This window comes from Nocardiopsis rhodophaea, assembly GCF_039530945.1.
Classification (GTDB): Bacteria; Actinomycetota; Actinomycetes; order Streptosporangiales; family Streptosporangiaceae; genus Nocardiopsis_C; species Nocardiopsis_C rhodophaea.
Window position 1 is genome coordinate 44,793 of record NZ_BAAAPC010000023.1, and the last position, 18,141, is coordinate 62,933.

Consider the following 18,141-nt stretch of genomic DNA (forward strand, 5'->3'; position numbering starts at 1 on the left):
CGTGCCGACGGCCCGCCTTGGGACGAGGTTACGCCAGTTGATTACGCTGGTTCCAAGCCACCGCACTCGGCGGGGGAACGTTGTGCCCACGAGAGCACCCGTTGTGACCTGGGCATTGAGTGCTGCACCTGAGAGGCTGTTCGAAAGATGACCAATCCCACCGCACCCGTGCCGCACGCGCCGGAGGCGCCTGACCGCAACCTGGCACTCGAACTGGTCCGGGTGACCGAAGCCGCCGCTCTGGCCGCGGGCCGCTGGGTCGGCAAGGGAGACAAGATCGGGGCCGACGGTGTGGCCGTGCGCGGTATGCGCCACCTGATCAGCACCGTGTCGATGGACGGAACCGTCGTTATCGGCGAGGGGGAGAAGGACAACGCCCCGATGCTGTTCAACGGCGAGCGTGTCGGCGACGGCGCGGGGCCGGAGTGCGACGTGGCGGTCGACCCGATCGACGGCACCCGGCTGACCGCGATGGGTATGCCGAACGCGATCGCGGTCATCGCCGTGAGCCCCCGCGGGTCAATGTTCGACCCGTCCGCCGTCTTCTACATGGACAAGCTGGCGACCGGTCCCGCGGCGGCGGGCGTGGTGGATATCACCGCGCCGGTCGGCGACAACATCCGGGCGGTGGCCCGCGCCAAGGGCGGCACCCCCGCTGATGTGACGGTCGTCATCCTCGACCGGCCGCGGCACAAGTCGATCGTGCGCGAGGTGCGTGAGGCCGGTGCGCGCATCAAGTTCATCACCGACGGCGACGTGGCCGGTGCCATCATGGCCGCCCGCGAGGGGACCGGTGTGGACCTGCTGCTGGGGATCGGCGGTACGCCCGAGGGCATCATCACGGCGTGCGCGATGAAGTGCCTCGGCGGTGTGATCCAGGGCCGGTTGTGGCCACAGGACGAGGATGAGCGGCGCAAGGCGATCGACGCCGGGCACGACCTGGACCGTGTCCTGACGACCGACGACCTGGTCGCTTCCGAGGACGTGTTCTTCGCGGCGACCGGCATCACCGACGGCGAGCTGGTCGGAGGCGTCCGCTACCAGCCCGGAGGCGCCGTCACCGACTCGCTGGTGATGCGCGGGCGCAGCGGCACGGTCCGCAAGGTGCACAGCGAGCACCGCATCGACAAGCTCGCGACCTACTCCGGCGTGGACTTCGAGACCGCTCGTTAGGGACTGTCCGGCCCGGCGATATGGGCGGGATCAGGGGAAATTGACGACCTCGGGATTGGTACGGTCTACATCGACCAAGCTTGTCCCTCCGGAGGTTCGATGTCCTATCCTGACCCGCCCAACCAGCCGTCGTGGGCGCCTCCCGGTCCGCAGACCGGGGGACAGCCCGCCGGACAACCCGGATATCCGGGATATCCGATGGGCATGGGCGCACCGCAGCCGCCGCAGTACGCCGCACCGCGGAAGAAGCGCATCTGGATGGTCCCGGTCGCCGCGGGCTTGGGTGTCGTGCTGCTGGCGTCCACCGTGTGGGCGGCCAACACGGTACTCGGAGGGTGGTTCGGCGGACCGCAGCCGGAGACGGTCATGCCGTCGTCGTCGGTGATGTTCGCCAAGCTCGACCTGAAGCCGTCGGGCGGGCAGCTGGCGAACTACGCGGAGTTCGCGGGCAAGCTGCCGGACGAGGTCAAGGACGAGCTCGACCCCGAATCCGACCCCGCGCGCGACCTCGTCGAGAGCGAGTTCGACTACCTCGACTACGACAAGGACGTCGAGCCGTGGCTCGGCAAGCGCTTCGGGTTCGCGATGTGGGAGACCGACTCCGAGGCCGCCCAGGTCTCCCGGGACGGCATGGCGGCGGCGTTCGCCGTGGCCGTGACCGATGAGGACGCCGCCCGGACAGCGCTGCAGGAGGTCCAGAAGAAGGAGGACCTGTCCTTCGACTTCCGGGACGACTTCGCCCTCCTCGCACCGAACAGCGCGACGCTCAGCGACCTGGACAGCAAGATCGCGGCCAGCGGCACACTCGACGCCCAGGAGGACTTCGCGTCCGACATGCAGAGCATCGGCGGCGACACCCTGGCGACGGCGTGGATGGACCTGGGAGAGTTCAGCAGGATCCAGGCCGACTCGCCTTCCAGCGGCTACGGCAGGTCCTCCAACCCCTTCGACGACCTGACCGGCGGTGAGGACGTCGAAGGCCGCGTCGCGATGTCGCTGAAGATCGAGAGCGAGTACGCGGAAGTGCGCGGCGACATGTTCGACGTCAAGAGCGGCAACGCCCTGGACGACTACAAGGCTCCCGAGCCCGGGCTGGAGGCGATGTCGTCTCTGCCGAACAACACCGTGATGGCGGTGGGCGGCAGCGGCCTGGACAGCGTGGCCGAACAGGTCTGGGAGGAGAACCCCGACGACTTCGGCGACTTCGAGGACGCCCTGGACGCGCAGGACGTGTCCCTGCCCGAGGGCTTCACCCAGCTCCTGGGGTCCAAGACCGCGCTCGGCATCACCGATGTCGAGGGGTCGTTCGACGACGTCTTCTCCAACGACTTCTCCCTCCAGTACCGAGCGACCGGTGCCGACGCCGACCTGCTGGAGGAGATCGCCACGGCGATGTCCGAGGCCAACTACAAGTCCGCCCCGGGCGTGGACACGGACGGCGACACGGTCGTCATCTCCTCGGGGGCGACCGGCGCCGGAAAACTCGGTGACGACGCCTTCTTCCAGCGGGTCATGGAGGGGACGGAGGACTCCCACGTCGGTGTGTACATGAACCTGCGGGAGTTCTCGCCGGACGACGACATCGCCAACCCCGAGCAGTGGGGGGCCGTGGGCGGCGCGGTGAACTTCGACGGGTCCAACGGTTCCATCGTGGCGCGGTGGGCTCCGTCCGGCGGCGCCTAGGCCGCGGCCTGACGCGACCGCGGCGACCGTAGCGGCCGCGGACGGCCCGAGCGGCGAGCGGGCGGCACCCCCAGCGGGGATGCCGCCCGTTTCGCGTTCCGGACCGTCGGCACGCACCACCGCCGAAAGCGGCCGATCCGGCTAACGTGGGGTGGTGTGGACAACGCACTGCCTCCGGAACGGCTGCGCGCCTCCCATGCCGATCGGGAGCGCGTCTTCGACGTGCTGCGCAGCGCCGTGGAGGACGGGCGGCTGGACATCTCCGAGTTCGAGGAGCGCGCCGAACGCGTCTACCGGGCGCGCACGCTCGGCGAGCTGCCCGCGATCACCCGCGACCTCGTCCCGGCCGATCGGCAGCCGATCCAGCCGTACGCGGGGCCGGTGACCGCGTTCTTCGGCGATGTCCGCCGCTCCGGACGGTGGGTCCTGCGAGCCGAGGAGCACGTGGTGGCCGTCGGCGGCACCGCCGATGTGGATCTGCGCGAGGCGCTGATGATGCGTAGCCGGGTCCGCATGAACGCCTTCAGCCTCTTCGGCCGCGTCCGCATCCGCGTGCCCGAGGGGATCGACGTGCGGATGGGCGGCCGGGCGTTCCTCGGGCGGCGCACCAGCGGCGCGCGTCCGCCGGAGGAGAGCGACGCGCCGGTCCTGGAGATCGAGGGGTTCTCCCTCTTCGGCTCGGTGAGCGTGCACGCGCCGCGGCGGCGGAGCCGACGCGGGCGTTGGTCTCTGCCCCGATGGCGCGGGCGCCGCGAACTCGACTAGACGCGTGATTCCCGGGAGGGCTGTTCAAGGTCGTCTCCGGTGAGTGACCGGAGGACGGGGCTGGCCCATGCGGTGGGTGCTCCCGACCGCGACGGTCGGCGAGCGGCTCGGCGTCGTGCTCGATACATATCCGGATACCACCCCCGGAATGTTGAAGGTTAACCGAGTGCCAGGTAAGTGATCTCTAGCGTCCACGCCACCCCCGCACCAGAAGGCCACTGGTCCGCCCCACCGCCTGCACTGGTCCATGCCTCTTCGGTGATCTCCGTTGTCCCCACGTTGACCTGCACGGACAAATGACAGGAAAGTACCTTTCCTTTTAGTTGAATCCGTGCCTATATTTCGGTCACCCCCCACCATTCGGTGCGCACCGTCTGGAACTCCCCCGGTGGGCCCCGGGGCGCGGTCCCGGCCCCGGCCCCCGCTCCCACAGGAGGACACCTATGCCCAGACGACGCACGACGGCCGCCCTCGCCGTGATCGGCGGCTTCACCCTGCTGTTCAGCGGACTCACCGCGTCCGCCGCCAACGCCCACGGCAGCATGCAGGACCCCGTCAGCCGGGTCTACAACTGCCGGTTGGAAGGGCCGGAAAACCCCCGTTCCGACGCGTGCCGAGACGCCATCGCCCGCGGCGGCACACAGCCCGTCTACGACTGGATGGAGGTCAACATCCCCAACGCCGCCGGACGGCACCGCCAGCTCATCCCCGACGGGCGGCTGTGCAGCGCCGGACGCGCCAAGTACGCGGCCTTCGACGCGGCGCGCACCGACTGGGTCGCCACCGACCTGCCCTCGGGCGGGACGCGGACCCTCACCTTCCACGCCACCGCCCCGCACCGCGGGACCTACGAGTTCTACCTGACCCGGGACGGCTACAACCCGGCCCTGCCGCTGGCCTGGTCCGACCTGGAACCGACACCGCTGACGACGGTCACCGACCCGGCGACCTGGAACGGCCGGTGGAGCACCACGGTGCGGCTGCCGAACAAGAGCGGACGGCACATGCTGTTCGTGATCTGGCAGCGGTCCGACAGCCCCGAGGCGTTCTACTCCTGCTCCGACGTGGTCTTCAGGTGACACGCGCCGCGGCGCTCGGCTGACGGACCCTCCCCCCCGGCCCCGGACCGTCCCGCAGCGGCCCGGGGCCGCCTTCGCGACCAACGTGACGCTCAGCACGTTCCGGGAGGTCGTGGGCGTGTGAAGCGGGGTGCGGGAAGCCTCGGCGCGGGGTATCTGGCAGTCTTGTGCACAGGTTTCCCTGGAGGTGTCTTTCAGCAATGAGTGAATTCCGCATCGAGCACGACTCGATGGGCGAGGTCAAGGTCCCCGCCGACGCCAAGTGGCGTGCGCAGACGCAGCGCGCGGTCGAGAACTTCCCGATCTCGGGGCAGGGCCTGGAGAGCGCGCACATCGCCGCTCTGGGGCACATCAAGGCCGCCGCCGCCAAGGTCAACGCCGAGCTCGGGGTCGTGCCGGACCGCCTCGCCAAGGCGATCCGCGAGGCCGCCCTGGAGGTCGCCGAGGGCAAGTGGGACGACCACTTCCCGATCGATGTGTTCCAGACGGGTTCCGGCACGTCCAGCAACATGAACACCAACGAGGTCGTCGCGACGCTGGCGAGCGCGCGCCTCGGCGAGGACGTCCACCCCAACGACCACGTCAACGCCTCGCAGTCGTCCAACGACGTGTTCCCCTCGTCGATCCACATCGCCGCGACCGCGGCCGTGGTCAACGAGCTGATCCCCGCGCTGCGCCACCTGGAGGGCGAGTTCACCCGCAAGTCGGTGGAGTTCTCGACCGTCGTGAAGAGCGGGCGCACGCACCTGATGGACGCCACCCCGGTCACCCTGGGCCAGGAGTTCGCCGGCTACGCGGCACAGGTGCGTTACGGGGTCGAGCGCCTGCAGGCCGTTCTGCCGCGCGTCGCCGAGCTGCCGCTGGGCGGCACCGCCGTCGGCACCGGCATCAACACCCCCGAGGGCTTCTCCGAGCGGGTCATCGCCGAGATCGCGAACGCCACCGGTCTGCCGCTGACCGAGGCCCGCGACCACTTCGAGGCGCAGGGCGCCCGCGACGGCCTGGTCGAACTCTCCGGCCAGCTGCGGACCATCGCGGTGAGCTTCGCCAAGTTCGCCAACGACATCCGCTGGATGGGCTCCGGCCCGCGCACCGGCCTCCAGGAGATCTTCCTGCCCGACCTCCAGCCGGGGTCCTCGATCATGCCCGGCAAGGTCAACCCGGTGCTGTGCGAGGCCATGCTGCAGGTCTCCTCGCAGGTCGTCGGCAACGACGCGGCGGTGGCGTTCGGCGGGGCCAGCGGCAACTTCGAGCTCAACGTGCAGCTCCCGCTGATCGCCCGCAACGTGCTGGAGTCGGTCCGCCTGCTGGCCAACGTCTCCCGCGTGTTCGCCGACCGCTGCGTGGCCGGGATCGAGGCCAACGAGGAGCGCTGCCGCGAGTACGCCGAGTCCTCCCCCTCCATCGTCACGCCGCTTAACCGCTACATCGGCTACGAGGAGGCCGCCAAGGTCGCCAAGCAGGCCCTGGCCGATCGCAAGACGATCCGCGAGGTCGTGCTCGAACGCGGCTACATCGCCGACGGCAAACTCACCGAGGCGCAGCTCGACGAGGCGCTCGACGTGCTGAAGATGACGAACTCCTAAGACGCGCGGCCTGGTCGCCCGCCCATCGGGCTCGAACGGCGGGGAAGCTGGTGTGCCGGGATGTCCCGGTGCGCCAGCTTTTCCTTTTTCCGCGCTCCTTCTCCGATAACGTCGTGGCCGATTCACGCCAATTCGCCGGAAAGTGATCATCATCGTGATCTTGTGAGTAATCTGCAGGTGAACCCACTGCGTTTCCCCCCATTCTCTCCCCCGGCAAAGGCTGCTCATGGCGAAGAGCAACGACGGCGGCGAGCGCGTCATCGCCGACAGGTACCGGCTGCGGAGCAAACTCGGTGCCGGCGGCATGGGCGTCGTGTGGCTGGCGTGGGACCCCCATCTTGCCCGCGAGGTCGCCGTCAAGGAGGTGCTGCTTCCCGACGGTCTCACCGAGTCCCAGCGCGCGGAGGCGCACGCGCGGGTGCGGCGCGAGGCCCAGTCGGCCGCCCGCGTCACCCACCCCTCGGTCGTCACCATCCACGACGTCCTCGACGTCGAGGGCCACCCCTGGGTGGTGATGGAGCTGATCCGCGGCCGGTCGCTGCAGGAGGAGCTGAGCACCGGCGGCCCCCTCGACCTCCGGCGCGTCGCCGCGATCGCGCGGGAACTGCTCGAAGCGGTCCGCGCCGCCCACGCGGCGGGGGTGATCCACCGCGACATCAAACCCGCGAACGTCATGCTCACCGAGGGCGACCGGGTGACGCTCACCGACTTCGGGATCGCCACGGTCGAGGGCGGATCCACCATCACGCGCACCGGCACGCTGGTCGGCTCGCCCGAGTACATGCCGCCGGAGCGGGTCCGCGGTGAGCAGGCGACCAGCGCCGCGGACCTGTGGAGCGTCGGGGTGACGCTGTACGCGATGTGTGAGGGCGCCTCCCCGTTCCACCGGGAGAGTGTCACCGCGGCGATCGCCGCGGTGCTCTCGGCCCCGGTCCCGCCCACGGAACGCGCGGGACCGCTGGCGCCGCTCATCCGGGGCCTGCTGGACCGTGACCCGGCGCGACGGCTCACCGCCGACCAGGCGCTAGGGCTGCTCGGCGAGAGCACGCCATCGCCCGGCCGAACGGCCACCGCGGACCGGGGGCGGCAGGACCCGCCTCCCCACCCCCAGCCACCGCAGGGGCCCACGACGCCGTATCCCAGCGGTCCGGTGACGCCGCGGCCGCCCGGCTCCGTCACTCCGCGGCCGAACGGCCCGGTCACGCCCCGCCCCGGGGGCCCTTCGACACCGCACCCGGTGGGAGGGCAGCCCACCGGGGCGATGGCGTTTCCGCCCCCCGGCGGATGGTCCGCGCCGGCCCCCGCTCCCCCGCCTGGGGTGCCTCCCGCCGCCGGAGCCCACACGCGGCCCGGCGCACGGCGCTCACGTTCGGGGTGGGTGGGGGTCCTCCTTGCCGGGGGCGTGCTCGGTCTCCTGGCCCTGGTGCCGCTGGTCTGGCTCGCCATGTACGCGGCTGTGGACGGCCCCATGCGCGGCGCCACGACCTATTCCAACGCGTGGTACGCGATCGACCACCCGTCGGACTGGGAGGTACGCGCGTCCAACGGCGACGATCGCGCTGTCGAGTTCACGCACCCCGACGGCGACGCCCAGCTCCACGTGGAATCGTGGACGATCGAGGACTCCGAGCCGCAGAGCGCCTACGAGGTGCTGGTGTCGTTCGACGAGGAGGCCGAGGCCGGGGGCTACGAGACGATCGAGCTCGTCGGGTCCGCACCCGGCTTCCCGGCGTCCTGGGACGTCGCCTACGCGGAGATCGAATACGTCGATGGCAGCTGGACGACCCCGGAACGGCGGCTGGCCGCGCACGTCGTCGTGAAGGACGGCGAGGGCTACGTTCTGGTGTGGGACGTCCCGGCCCATGCGGCCACTGACTACCAGGGACTGCACCGATCGATCCTGGACTCCTTCGAGCCCCGGGCCTGATCCGTGCTTCCCCGTGGATCCGCCTGGTCGCCCTGTCGGGTCACCCTGCTTCGACCGGGGGCGAGGAGTCCCGGCACCAGGGGCAGATGGCTTTACCCTGCTTGTCTCTGCCGCACATTCGGCACATATGACCCTGCTCTACCTAGCGCTACATACTGGGGGCGATGACGACCCGGTACACCTGGCCGGGTGTCGTGGCGGCGATGTCGACCCGGAAGTCGGCGACGTTCACCGCCTGCTGCACGTCGTCGGCGAGGATCGGGGACGAGTCGAGCGGGTGCAGCCACTTCCGCACCACCGATACCGCGTCCTCTACGGTACGTGCCGTGTCCTGGTGGGTCGGAGTGATCTTGCGGCCGGGGTTGTCCACATGGCTGATAGCGATTCGGTACACGCCGCGCTCCAGGGCCGGGGGATGTCGTCTCGTCTCCGCCACCGTAACCTCCCGCTCCGGGGCCTGTCCGGACCCCGGCCTGAGCCGGTCACCCGATCCGGGCGGCCCCACGGATCTCGGTGACGGCGAGGAATGCTGGGTGTACCCCGGGAACGCTCCGGCGAATCGCGGTGGGCCCGCGGGCTGACGCCCGCGGGCCCACCGTGCACGCGCGGCCTCGGCTCACGCCATCGCACGCCGCTGGATCAGTACCACCCGTTGGCCTGTGAGTGCGCCCAGGCGCCGCAGGGGTTGTCATAGCGGCCCTGGATGTAGCCCAGGCCCCACTTGATCTGGGTGGCCGGGTTGGTCTCCCAGTCGGAACCGGCGCTGGCCATCTTGCTTCCGGGTAGCGCCTGCGGAATGCCGTAGGCGCCGGAACTGGCATTCTTGGCCTGGTGGTTCCAGTTGCTCTCCTTCTCCCACAGCGGTTCGAGGCAGGTGAACTGCTCCTGCCCCCAGCCGTAGTCGCCGAGCATGGCCTTGGCGATCGCCTTGGGGTCGCCGGTGGGAACCGGGGTGTCGGAGTCGCCGGAGTCGTCGTCCGCTTCGTCCTCCGCCTCCTCTTCTTCCTTCTCCTCCTTGAGGGAGCCCGTTCCCGAGCTCACCGCGGAGTTCCCGGCCTGCTCCATCAGTCCCTTGGCCTCTTCACGCCGCCGAGCCAGGTCCTCATCGGAGTCCGGCTCACTGGCGGCGAAGAAGTCGTCGGGGGCGGCCTCGGGGGGCCGCGCCGCGGTGGCGGCTGAGGCGGCCAGCCCGGGGTCGGCGCCGGTGTCCGCGAACGCGGTCACCGCGAAGGTCACGCCTGCGACCAGCGTCGCGGAGCCCACGGCCGTAGCCGCCCGCAACGAGATCCGGTTGAGTAGCACAAATCGCCCTTTCGCCAGTCACGCGCCCGGCGGTGACGCGCGTGATCGACCTCGGCCCCGGGAGTCACAGGTCGGATTGCCATGGGGAGTTGAGCGGCGGATGTAGCAGAGGGGGCGCGACCGCCGGCCGCCCCGCCGCATTCGCGACCTCGCGCACGGGGTCTGGGGGTCCGTGGGGGTGTCACATCGGTACCCGTCCCGCGCTCCGGGGGACTCCTTATGGAACGGATCCAACCCTGCCGCATCGACACAGAAGACCACGCAAAATCCACCTATGACGTGAATCACACCACACACGGTAAACATTGAGCCAAGTCCCACCTGCGTTGATGCACACTGAGTGATCACGCGTCACAGGGGAGAACCGCTTGCGCGGGCGCCTCGCCGCGGCGGCGTCCGCCACGCGAACCGCATTCCCGGGCAGGACGCGGTTCGGGCCCCGCGATCGGTGATCGCGGGGCCCGAAGGGACCTCGACGGAGCCGGGCGCTCCGAGGGGCTCAGTCGAACAGGTGCTGGCCGCACTCCGGCCACTGGCCCTGCCAGTTGCCGTTGACCATGGTGTAGAGCTTCTTGGCGCGCATCGTCTGCTCGTCGGCGCTCGCCTCGGCGGGTGACCCCGTCCCACCGGCCGAGTGCCATGTGGACATGCTGAACTGGTAGAGGCCGTAGTACCCGGCGGGGCTCACCTTTGCGGGGTCGCCGCCCGACTCGCACGCGGCCAGGGCGCTCCAGTTGAGGCCGTCGACGGCGCCGCCGATATTGGGATCGATCGCCCCGTCGGAGCCGCCCGCGTCATCTTCGTCCTTCTCCTCGGGCTCTTCCTTCACCTCCGCGGCCGAACCCGTTCCCGTCGTGACGGCCGCTCCGCTGGCCGCGTCGATCCGCTGCTGTGCCTGTTCGCGCTGCTTGCGCAGGTCGGTCTCGGAGATCCGCTCGGTGGCGGCGAAGAAGTCGTCGGAGGCGTCCGAGGTCGGCCGCAGCGCGGAGACCGCCTGGCCGGGGTCCGCGTCGGAGTCGGCATACGCGGCGACAACGAAGGCCACCCCCGCGATCGCCGACGCGGCGCCGACGCCCGCGGCCAGCCGTCCTGAGATCCGGTTGAGTAACACGAGTCCCCCCTTCTGTTCGCCGTTCGCGCGTCGAACCTTCACGCGCGGGCGACGTCACCCCCGGCAGCGCGCCGATGACGCCTGCCGTGCCGGCAGGTGGACGGCCCCGCCGTCGCACAACCATGCGCATGCGTTGCGTCGCTCTGTGTAACCACACGTTGGCATGTTCACGCACTCCGGGAGTTCGTACAGAACGGGTCCCACCCTTCCGCACCCCGAAGAAGCGGAAGGGGCATTCGCTGTGTGACGTGAATCACATCTTGCCTCGCTGGCGGCGGGCCGGCCGCCCCCGCGGCGTCAACGTCGTGGACCAGAGGGTGTCGCCGTTGCCGTCGCGCAGGTACACCGTGAGGTCGCGCGTCTCGCGGTCGATCTCGACCTCCCCGAAGTGCTGGAAACCCTCCATGGGGGAGACGTTGGCGCGCGGCGGCGCCTGGACGAAGACCGCCTCGGGACCGAATGTCGGGTCGAGCTCGTTGGGGCCGAACGCCCCCGCGTGCAGCGGGCCGGAGACGAACTCCCAGAACGGCGTGAACTCCGGGCCGCTCGCGCGCTCCGGCGCGTAGTGGTGCGCCGCCGTGTAGTGCACGTCCGCCGTCAGCCAGACGACGTCGCGCACGCCGTCGCTGTGCAGCCGGCGCAGCACCCACGCGATCTCGGCCTCCCGACCGCGCGGGACGCCCGGCCGACCGTTGGCGACCGCCTCGATGTCGTCCCCATCGGGCACGACCAGGCCGATCGGCATATCGGAGGCGACGACCTTCCAGGTCGCGGTGGAGGCCGCCATCTCCCGCACCAGCCACCGGGCCTGGACCTCGCCGAGGATCCGTTCGCGGTCGGCCGTGCCCGGCGAGTTGGGGTCCCGGTAGGGGCGCATGTCGATGACGAAGGCATCAAGCTCGGGACCGTAGGAGAGCTTGCGGTAGACGCGGCCGTCGACGGCCTCGGTGGGGATGATCGGCTGCCACTCGTGAAACGCCCGGTGGGCGCGGGCGGCCAGCACGTCGACGCGGCGCTCGGTGTAGCGGTCGTCGTCCAGGACCTCGCCCGGGTACCAGTTGTTGACGACCTCGTGGTCGTCCCACTGGACGATATGCGGGACACGCGCGGCGAACGCGCGGACGCCGTCGTCGAGCAGGTTGTAGGCGAACTGGCCGCGGAACTCCGCCAGGGTCTCGGCGACCTTGCTCTTCTCCTCGGTCACCAGGTTGCTCCAGGTCCGGCCGTCAGGCAGGGCGACTCTGTCCCGCAGCGGCCCGTCCGCGTAGCACGTGTCGCCGCTGTGCACGAAGAAGTCGGGATCGCGGTCGGCCATGGCGCCATAGATCGGCATCCCGCCGATGTCGGGGTTGATCCCCCAGCCCTGCCCGGCGACATCGCCCGACCAGAGGAAGCGGATCGGACCGTCCCCGCCGCCGGGAACGCGGAACGAGCCCTCGACGGGTTCGCTGGCGTACCTGCCGGATTCGGCGCGCACCCGCAGGTGGACGCGCGTGCCCGGCTCCACCCCGGTGATCCGTACCCGCCCGGTCCCGTCGTGCGCTCGGGTCAGCATCGGGCCGCGGACGACGCGGGCGTCGGAGAAGTCCGGCCGGGAGGAGACCTCCACGATCATCCGCGCGGCGCGGTCCGCCCGGGTCCACACCACGGCGCCGTCAGCGCGCGGATCGCCGAGCTGGACGCCGTGGGTGAGAACGGGCCGGTTTCGGCCCTGGGCGAGGGCAGGGGCAGCTCCGGGGGCGACGGCGGTGGCCAGCCCGACGGCGCCGGAGGTGAGCAGGGCGCGTCGGGACACCGGGGACGCGGGGGATCGTTCGGCCATGCGTGGCTCCTCCGTGCAGGGACAAGACGCGCACGGCAATCTACGCCAGCGGCCCCGACCCCCACCCGAACGCACGCCGACCGCAGCGTGAACACAGCGACCGCCCAGGCTGGCCCGCTCCCGCGACGATCGCGGGGACACCGGCCGGATCACGGCCGACAATCACGTCGATGCCTCGGGTCATCGCAGGTGGGAGTGCGGGGTGTGTGCGGGCGGCGCGCCGCCCGCACACACCGGGTCAGCCTTCCAGCATCTCGGTGACGAGCGCGGCGATCGGGGAGCGCTCGGAGCGGGTGAGCGTGATGTGCGAGAAGAGCGGGTGGCCCTTGAGCTTCTCGATCACCGCGACAACCCCGTCGTACCGGCCCACCCGCAGGTTGTCGCTCTGCGCGACGTCGTGGGTGAGCACCACGCGGGAGTTCTCGCCGAGCCGCGAGAGCACCGTGAGCAGGACCCCCCGCTCCAGGGACTGGGCCTCGTCGACGATGACGAACGCGTCGTGGAGCGAGCGGCCCCGGATGTGGGTGAGCGGCAGGACCTCCAGCATGCCCCGGTCGACGACCTCCTCGATGACCTCGGGCGTGGTGACCGCGGAGAGGGTGTCGTGCACCGCCTGGGACCAGGGCGACATCTTCTCGTTCTCGGTGCCGGGAAGGTAGCCGAGGTCCTGGCCGCCGACCGCGTACAGCGGACGAAACACCATGACCTTGCGGTACCGGCCCTTCTCCAGCACCGCGTCGAGCCCGGCGCACAGCGCGAGCGCGGACTTGCCGGTGCCGGCGCGGCCGCCGAGCGAGACGATGCCGACGTCGGGGTCGGTCAGCAGGTCGAGCGCGATGCGCTGCTCGGCGCTGCGTCCGTGCAGGCCGAAGACGTCGCGGTCGCCCCGGACCACCTTCACCGACTTGTCGGGAAGGACCCGGCCCAGTGCCTTGCCGCGCTCCGAGACCAGCACGAGTCCGGTGTGGCAGGGCAGGTCGCGGGCCTCCTCGATGTCGGCCGTCCCGTTCTCGAAGAGCGCGGACACCTCGTGCGCGGGGACCTCCAGTTCGGCCATGCCGGTCCAGCCGTGCTCGATGGCGAGTTCGGCGCGGTACTCCTCGGCCGCCAGGCCGATGGACGACGCCTTGATGCGCATCGGCAGGTCCTTGCTGACCAGCACGACGTCGCCCGTGTCGTGCAGATTGCGGGCGACGGTGAGGATCCGGGTGTCGTTGTCGCCGAGCCGGAATCCGGCCGGGAGGACGGACTGGTCGCTGTGGTTGAGCTCTACCCGCAGCGTGCCGCCCTGCTCGTTGACCGGGACGTCGACGTCGAGACTCCCCTGGGCGACCCGGAGGTCGTCCAGCCTGCGCAGCGCCTCCCGGGCGAAGTAGCCCAGTTCCGGGTGGTGGCGCTTGCTCTCCAGTTCGGTGATCACCACGATCGGCAGGACCACCCCGTGCTCGGCGAATCGGGTGATCGCCATCGGGTCGGCCAGCAGGACGCTGGTGTCGAGCACGTAGGTTCGCCGCTGTTCCGTCCCCGTCAGCGGAGCGGACGTGTCGAGGGTGTCGAGATCGCGGCGGTAGGTCGAGGAACTAGCCACTCGTTCTCCCCTTGGGCACCACGAAGGCGCCCTTCTCTCACGGGATACCAAGGACCGGGACCAGCCCCGACAGGGCCGGGACCGGCCCTCGTCACCATGAGTTCCTCGTGCGACCAGGACCTCAACCGTTCGGGGCCTCCCGTGTGGACAGATACGCACCATCCACTGCTATTGACGGTACCGACGTCCCACAGAAGAGCAAGACCCCCAGGTGAGACGGCATGTGAACGCCCGGTAACACGCGTCTTCCTCCTTTCCCCGCTGGTGTCCGGGTGAGGGTGGAGGGGGGCCGGCTCAGCCGCCGTAGCGTCGGCTCCGCGCGCCGTAGGAGCGGACCGCGCGCAGGAAGTCGACTCTGCGGAAGGCAGGCCAGAAGACCTCGCAGAAGTAGAACTCCGAGTGCGCGCTCTGCCAGAGCAGGAAGCCGGAAAGGCGCTGCTCCCCCGAGGTCCGGATGAGCAGATCCGGGTCGGGCTGGCCGCGGGTATAGAGATGCTCCGCGATGTGCTCCAGGTCGAGGCGCTCGGCGAGCTCCTCAATGCTGGTGCCCTTGGCCGCCTCGGCGAGGAGGAGCGACCGCACCGCGTCGGCGATCTCACGTCTTCCCCCATACCCCACGGCAACATTGACAATCAGCCCGGAGTTGCCGGATGTGGCCGCGCCCGCCTCTTTCATGACACGGGCGGTCGAATCGGGCAGCAGGTCGAGGGCGCCCATGGGGTTCACGTGCCAGCCCTCGGCCTGCAGCCGCCGCACGGTGTTCTCGATGATCTCCAGCAGCGGGTCGAGCTCTTCGGGCGGGCGGGTGAGGTTGTCGGTGGACAGCAGCCACATCGTGACCACCTGCACGCCGACTTCGTCGCACCAGCCCAGCAGTTCGAAGATCTTCTCGGCGCCGGCCTGGTGCCCCTGCTCGACCTTGGCCAGCCCACTGGTCTTCGCCCATCGGCGGTTGCCGTCGAGGATCACGCCGACGTGTCGGGGGATCTCGTAGCTGTCGAGCTTGCGCTCCAGCCGACGCTCGTAGAGCCAGTAGAGGGGATCGCGGAACCCCATGGGTCGCTACCTTTCGCCGATGTTCGGGGGGAGGCCGGATTACCGCCGGGGCGCTCACACCCGATCACGGCTCAACAGGCCACCGGTGCGTGAGCACGGGAAAACTTCTCCAGGGTAGGCCTGTTTACTCCTCCTATGTCACAGCAAGCGACTTGCGCACATGCTTCCGGCCCTGATGGATCCGCGATTTCACCGTGCCCAGAGCCAGATCGAGTTCCTCGGCAATTTCGTTGTAGTCCATCTGGCACAGGTCCCGGAGGACCAACGGGGCCACCAGGTTGGGCCGGTCCTTCTCCAGCTGGTCGAGGGCTTCCAGCAGGTCGATGCGCGATCCCGCGATGACACTCGTCGTGCGCGGGTCGCGCTGGTTGGGGATGCGCTCGGCCTCGGTGGGCAGCTCGGCGGCGCGGCGCTTCATCGACCGATAGGTCTGGCGCGCCGAGTTCGAGACGACGGTGTAGAGCCAGGTGGTGAACAGCGAATCGCCCTTGAACCCGCCGATGTTGCGTGCCACCCGCAGCAACGCGTCGTTGCAGGCCTCCTCGGCGTCCTGGCGGTAGGGCAGGAAGCGCGCGCACCGCCGCAGTACCTCCGGCTGGATGCGGCGGATCAGCTCCTCCAGCGCCGCCTGGTCGCCGTCGCGGGCGAGTACCGCGAGCTCTTCCAGGGAGTCGTCGACCCTCGCGGCCGGACGGCGCGGTGACGAGCCCTTCTCAGCGTTTCCCACGGTTGGTCACTCCCTGACTGAAGAAGAAGAATTCCATGCCATCCAGCTGTTACACGCCCATCCCCCTCTATGAGGTTCACATCCTGGGATGGAGGTGGACAAGCCCCCAAGGGGCCCGGTCGGCCCTGGACACCCCGTGAGTAAGGACGTTTGGCCCGGGCGGCACCGGTAAAGCAGTAGCTGTGGCACAACCGGACATGTTCGGCCGTTACCGCGTCATACGCCATCTGGGCTCCGGCGCGTTCGCGACGGTGTGGCTCGCGCACGACGACCGCCTCGACACCCCGGTGGCCATCAAGGTCTTGGCCGAGAACTGGGCTCGCCGGATGGACGTACACCAACGTTTCATGGAAGAGGCTCGCATACTTCGGCAAACCGACTCCAACTGGTTGGTGCGCGTACACGACCTGGACGTCCTGCCCGACGAACGCCCGTACATGGTCATGACCTACGCCGACCAGGGAAGTGTCGCCGATCTCGTCGCCAACGGGCCGCTGCCGCTCGACGAAGCGCTGCGGTTACTGACCGAAATCGGCCAAGGCGTCACGGTGCTGCACCGGCACGGCACCATTCACAGGGACATCAAGCCGTCCAACGTCTTACTCCTGTCCAGTCCGGTGGGGCAGCGGGTGCTCGTGGCCGATCTCGGCTTCGCCAAGAGCATCGACCAGGCGTCCGGCTTCACCGCGGCGGCGGGCACGCCCGGGTACATGTCGCCGGAGCAGAGCGTGCCCGGTGGCGACATCGACGTCCGCGCCGACGTGTACTCGCTGGGAGCGGTCGCCTATGAACTCATCACCGGCCGACCCCCGCCGTCACCTCCGGTGCGGACCCCGCCGGGCCGGATCCGCCCCGGCCTGCCGCCGGCCCTCGACGAGCTGATCATGGCGGCGCTGTCGCCGGATCGCACCAACCGCCCGCCGGACGCCCAGGCCTTCACCGACCGGGTGCGCGCGATCCGTATGACGCCCGGACTGCCCACCTCGGTGCCGTGGTGGATGCGGCACCGGCCCAAGTGGGTGCGCACGGCCGCTGCCGTGCTCACCGCCGCGGTGCTGATGACCACCACCGGTGCGGCCGCGCTGCCGGGGCTGCGGTTCATCGATGTGCGCGACCTCAGCGGGCGGTTCGTCGTCGCCGTACCGCACGCATGGGCGCACCAGGCGCACGGGAACGGGTGGGAGCCGCGCGAGCTGGGGATCCTCGGCGGAAAGCAGCCCGGGGTCCTGGTCTCCACCGACATCGGGCGGTGGCGGGATGCCGGCGCGCCCTCCTACGGGGTGTTCGCCGGGCTGCTCCCGCGGTCGGCGGAGCGGCCCGGCCTGGACGAGCTCATCGACTCCGTCCCCTGCCCCGGTGAGCCCGTGCGGCGGACGGTCGACACCGAGCGGTGGACCGGGGAGATCCGGGAGTGGGACGAGTGCGCGCCCCGGTTCGGCGCCGCCATTCTGCACGCCCGGGAGGGCCAGGAGAGCATCTATGTGGAGGTGCGCCAGCCCGACCAGCGCCCGGGGATCGTCGACCGGGTCATCGACGGCACCCGGCTGCTGGAGTGACCTCCTCCGTTGATCTCGGCAGTATCGACCGAATACTCGCCGGTATTCGGTCGATATCGCCGAGATCAACGGAGGGGCAGTCATTTCTGGTAGCGGGAGAAGTCCAGCGAGCGCGCGATGGCGTCATAGCCGTCACTGTGCTCCATGTCGGTGATGGCCGCGACGCTGAGCTCCACGTCCACCTCGGGGACGTACCAGACCCGGCTGTCGAACCGTACACCGGCGCAGCGGAGGATCCACGCCGCGGACTCCACGCGTTCCCCGCTGACCGCGGTGAAATTCCGGCGGCCGAGCTCCGCCACCGTCTCGGGTTGCCCCTGGGGCGCCGTCCCGCCCGTGGTCGCCGCGTCGGGGCAGACCGACCACGGGCGCTTCCACCCGTCCCGGCTGCTGAGGTCCTTGCCCTTGGGATCGATCTGGCCGTACTTGGCGGCCCGTGCCGTGATGCGCAGCGCGGTGGGCGGGCAGACGTACGCGCGCCCGCTCTCGGCGTCGGGAGGCGTCAGGCAGTCATCGGAGAAGCGCGCCGACCAGCCCTTCGGCAGCACGAGGTGGATGTTGCGGTAGGAGTAGGCCTGGTCGCCCTCATCCAGACGGACGCCATCGGACGCCGAGGCCACGGGGCGGGCCAGGCCGGGGAGGGTGTCGAGGTGGGGCGTGGCGCACCCGGTCGCCAGCACGGTGCCCGCGACGAGCAGCCCGGCCGCGCTCCGCCTGCGCCCCCCGGCATGCTCCGTCATGGCACTCCTGGATCAGCCCGTCCGCC

15 protein-coding genes are annotated in these 18,141 nt (G+C 70.1%); 7 read left to right on the forward strand and 8 right to left on the reverse strand.

Annotated features, from left to right (window positions below; translation table 11 throughout):
• Positions 1 to 147 precede the first annotated feature (147 nt).
• From glpX to ABD259_RS21980, 6 genes are all read left to right on the forward strand, one after another.
• Entirely contained in the window at positions 148 to 1,173 is a 1,026-nt protein-coding gene (gene glpX, locus ABD259_RS21955) for a class II fructose-bisphosphatase (RefSeq protein WP_344103770.1), read from the forward strand.
• A 204-nt stretch (positions 1,174 to 1,377) separates the two neighbouring features.
• Positions 1,378 to 2,856, forward strand: a complete 1,479-nt coding sequence (locus ABD259_RS21960; RefSeq protein ID WP_344103768.1) for a DUF3352 domain-containing protein — start codon at positions 1,378 to 1,380, stop codon at positions 2,854 to 2,856.
• 156 nt (positions 2,857 to 3,012) lie between these two features.
• Positions 3,013 to 3,621, forward strand: a complete 609-nt coding sequence (locus ABD259_RS21965) for a DUF1707 SHOCT-like domain-containing protein (RefSeq protein WP_344165047.1) — start codon at positions 3,013 to 3,015, stop codon at positions 3,619 to 3,621.
• A 443-nt stretch (positions 3,622 to 4,064) separates the two neighbouring features.
• Complete coding sequence (locus ABD259_RS21970) at positions 4,065 to 4,700, forward strand: lytic polysaccharide monooxygenase auxiliary activity family 9 protein (RefSeq protein ID WP_344165050.1); 636 nt, start codon at positions 4,065 to 4,067, stop codon at positions 4,698 to 4,700.
• Between the two features lie 200 nt (positions 4,701 to 4,900).
• Complete coding sequence (locus tag ABD259_RS21975; RefSeq protein WP_344103760.1) at positions 4,901 to 6,286, forward strand: class II fumarate hydratase; 1,386 nt, start codon at positions 4,901 to 4,903, stop codon at positions 6,284 to 6,286.
• Between the two features lie 226 nt (positions 6,287 to 6,512).
• Positions 6,513 to 8,213, forward strand: coding sequence for a serine/threonine-protein kinase (locus ABD259_RS21980; RefSeq protein ID WP_344165053.1), 1,701 nt, complete (start codon positions 6,513 to 6,515; stop codon positions 8,211 to 8,213).
• A gap of 148 nt (positions 8,214 to 8,361) precedes the next feature.
• On the opposite strand, the gene ABD259_RS21985 is transcribed toward ABD259_RS21980, so the two are convergent.
• From ABD259_RS21985 to ABD259_RS22015, 7 genes are all read right to left on the reverse strand, one after another.
• Positions 8,362 to 8,649, reverse strand: a complete 288-nt coding sequence (locus tag ABD259_RS21985) for a hypothetical protein (RefSeq protein WP_344165055.1) — start codon at positions 8,647 to 8,649, stop codon at positions 8,362 to 8,364.
• 203 nt (positions 8,650 to 8,852) lie between these two features.
• Positions 8,853 to 9,515: an aggregation-promoting factor C-terminal-like domain-containing protein gene (locus tag ABD259_RS21990; protein WP_344165057.1), complete on the reverse strand. Its 663-nt coding sequence runs from the start codon at positions 9,513 to 9,515 to the stop codon at positions 8,853 to 8,855.
• A 499-nt stretch (positions 9,516 to 10,014) separates the two neighbouring features.
• Positions 10,015 to 10,626, reverse strand: coding sequence for a transglycosylase family protein (locus ABD259_RS21995; protein WP_344165060.1), 612 nt, complete (start codon positions 10,624 to 10,626; stop codon positions 10,015 to 10,017).
• Between the two features lie 253 nt (positions 10,627 to 10,879).
• Positions 10,880 to 12,448 carry an alkaline phosphatase D family protein gene (locus tag ABD259_RS22000; protein WP_344165063.1) on the reverse strand — a complete coding sequence of 523 codons (1,569 nt, stop codon included), beginning with the start codon at positions 12,446 to 12,448 and terminating at the stop codon, positions 10,880 to 10,882.
• A gap of 238 nt (positions 12,449 to 12,686) precedes the next feature.
• Positions 12,687 to 13,949 carry an RNA 5'-3' helicase PhoH2 gene (gene phoH2 / locus ABD259_RS22005; RefSeq protein ID WP_344103882.1) on the reverse strand — a complete coding sequence of 421 codons (1,263 nt, stop codon included), beginning with the start codon at positions 13,947 to 13,949 and terminating at the stop codon, positions 12,687 to 12,689.
• Between the two features lie 381 nt (positions 13,950 to 14,330).
• Positions 14,331 to 15,092, reverse strand: a complete 762-nt coding sequence (locus ABD259_RS22010; protein ID WP_344103746.1) for an isoprenyl transferase — start codon at positions 15,090 to 15,092, stop codon at positions 14,331 to 14,333.
• 133 nt (positions 15,093 to 15,225) lie between these two features.
• Complete coding sequence (locus ABD259_RS22015) at positions 15,226 to 15,819, reverse strand: RNA polymerase sigma factor (RefSeq protein WP_344103744.1); 594 nt, start codon at positions 15,817 to 15,819, stop codon at positions 15,226 to 15,228.
• 182 nt (positions 15,820 to 16,001) lie between these two features.
• Here ABD259_RS22015 and ABD259_RS22020 point away from each other — a divergent pair, with 182 nt between their 5' ends.
• Entirely contained in the window at positions 16,002 to 17,375 is a 1,374-nt protein-coding gene (locus ABD259_RS22020) for a serine/threonine-protein kinase (protein ID WP_344165066.1), read from the forward strand.
• An 80-nt stretch (positions 17,376 to 17,455) separates the two neighbouring features.
• On the opposite strand, the gene ABD259_RS22025 is transcribed toward ABD259_RS22020, so the two are convergent.
• The gene (locus ABD259_RS22025) at positions 17,456 to 18,115 is read right to left on the reverse strand and encodes a hypothetical protein (protein WP_344165069.1); all 660 of its coding nucleotides are present in this window, start codon (positions 18,113 to 18,115) and stop codon (positions 17,456 to 17,458) included.
• Positions 18,116 to 18,141: the final 26 nt, after the last annotated feature.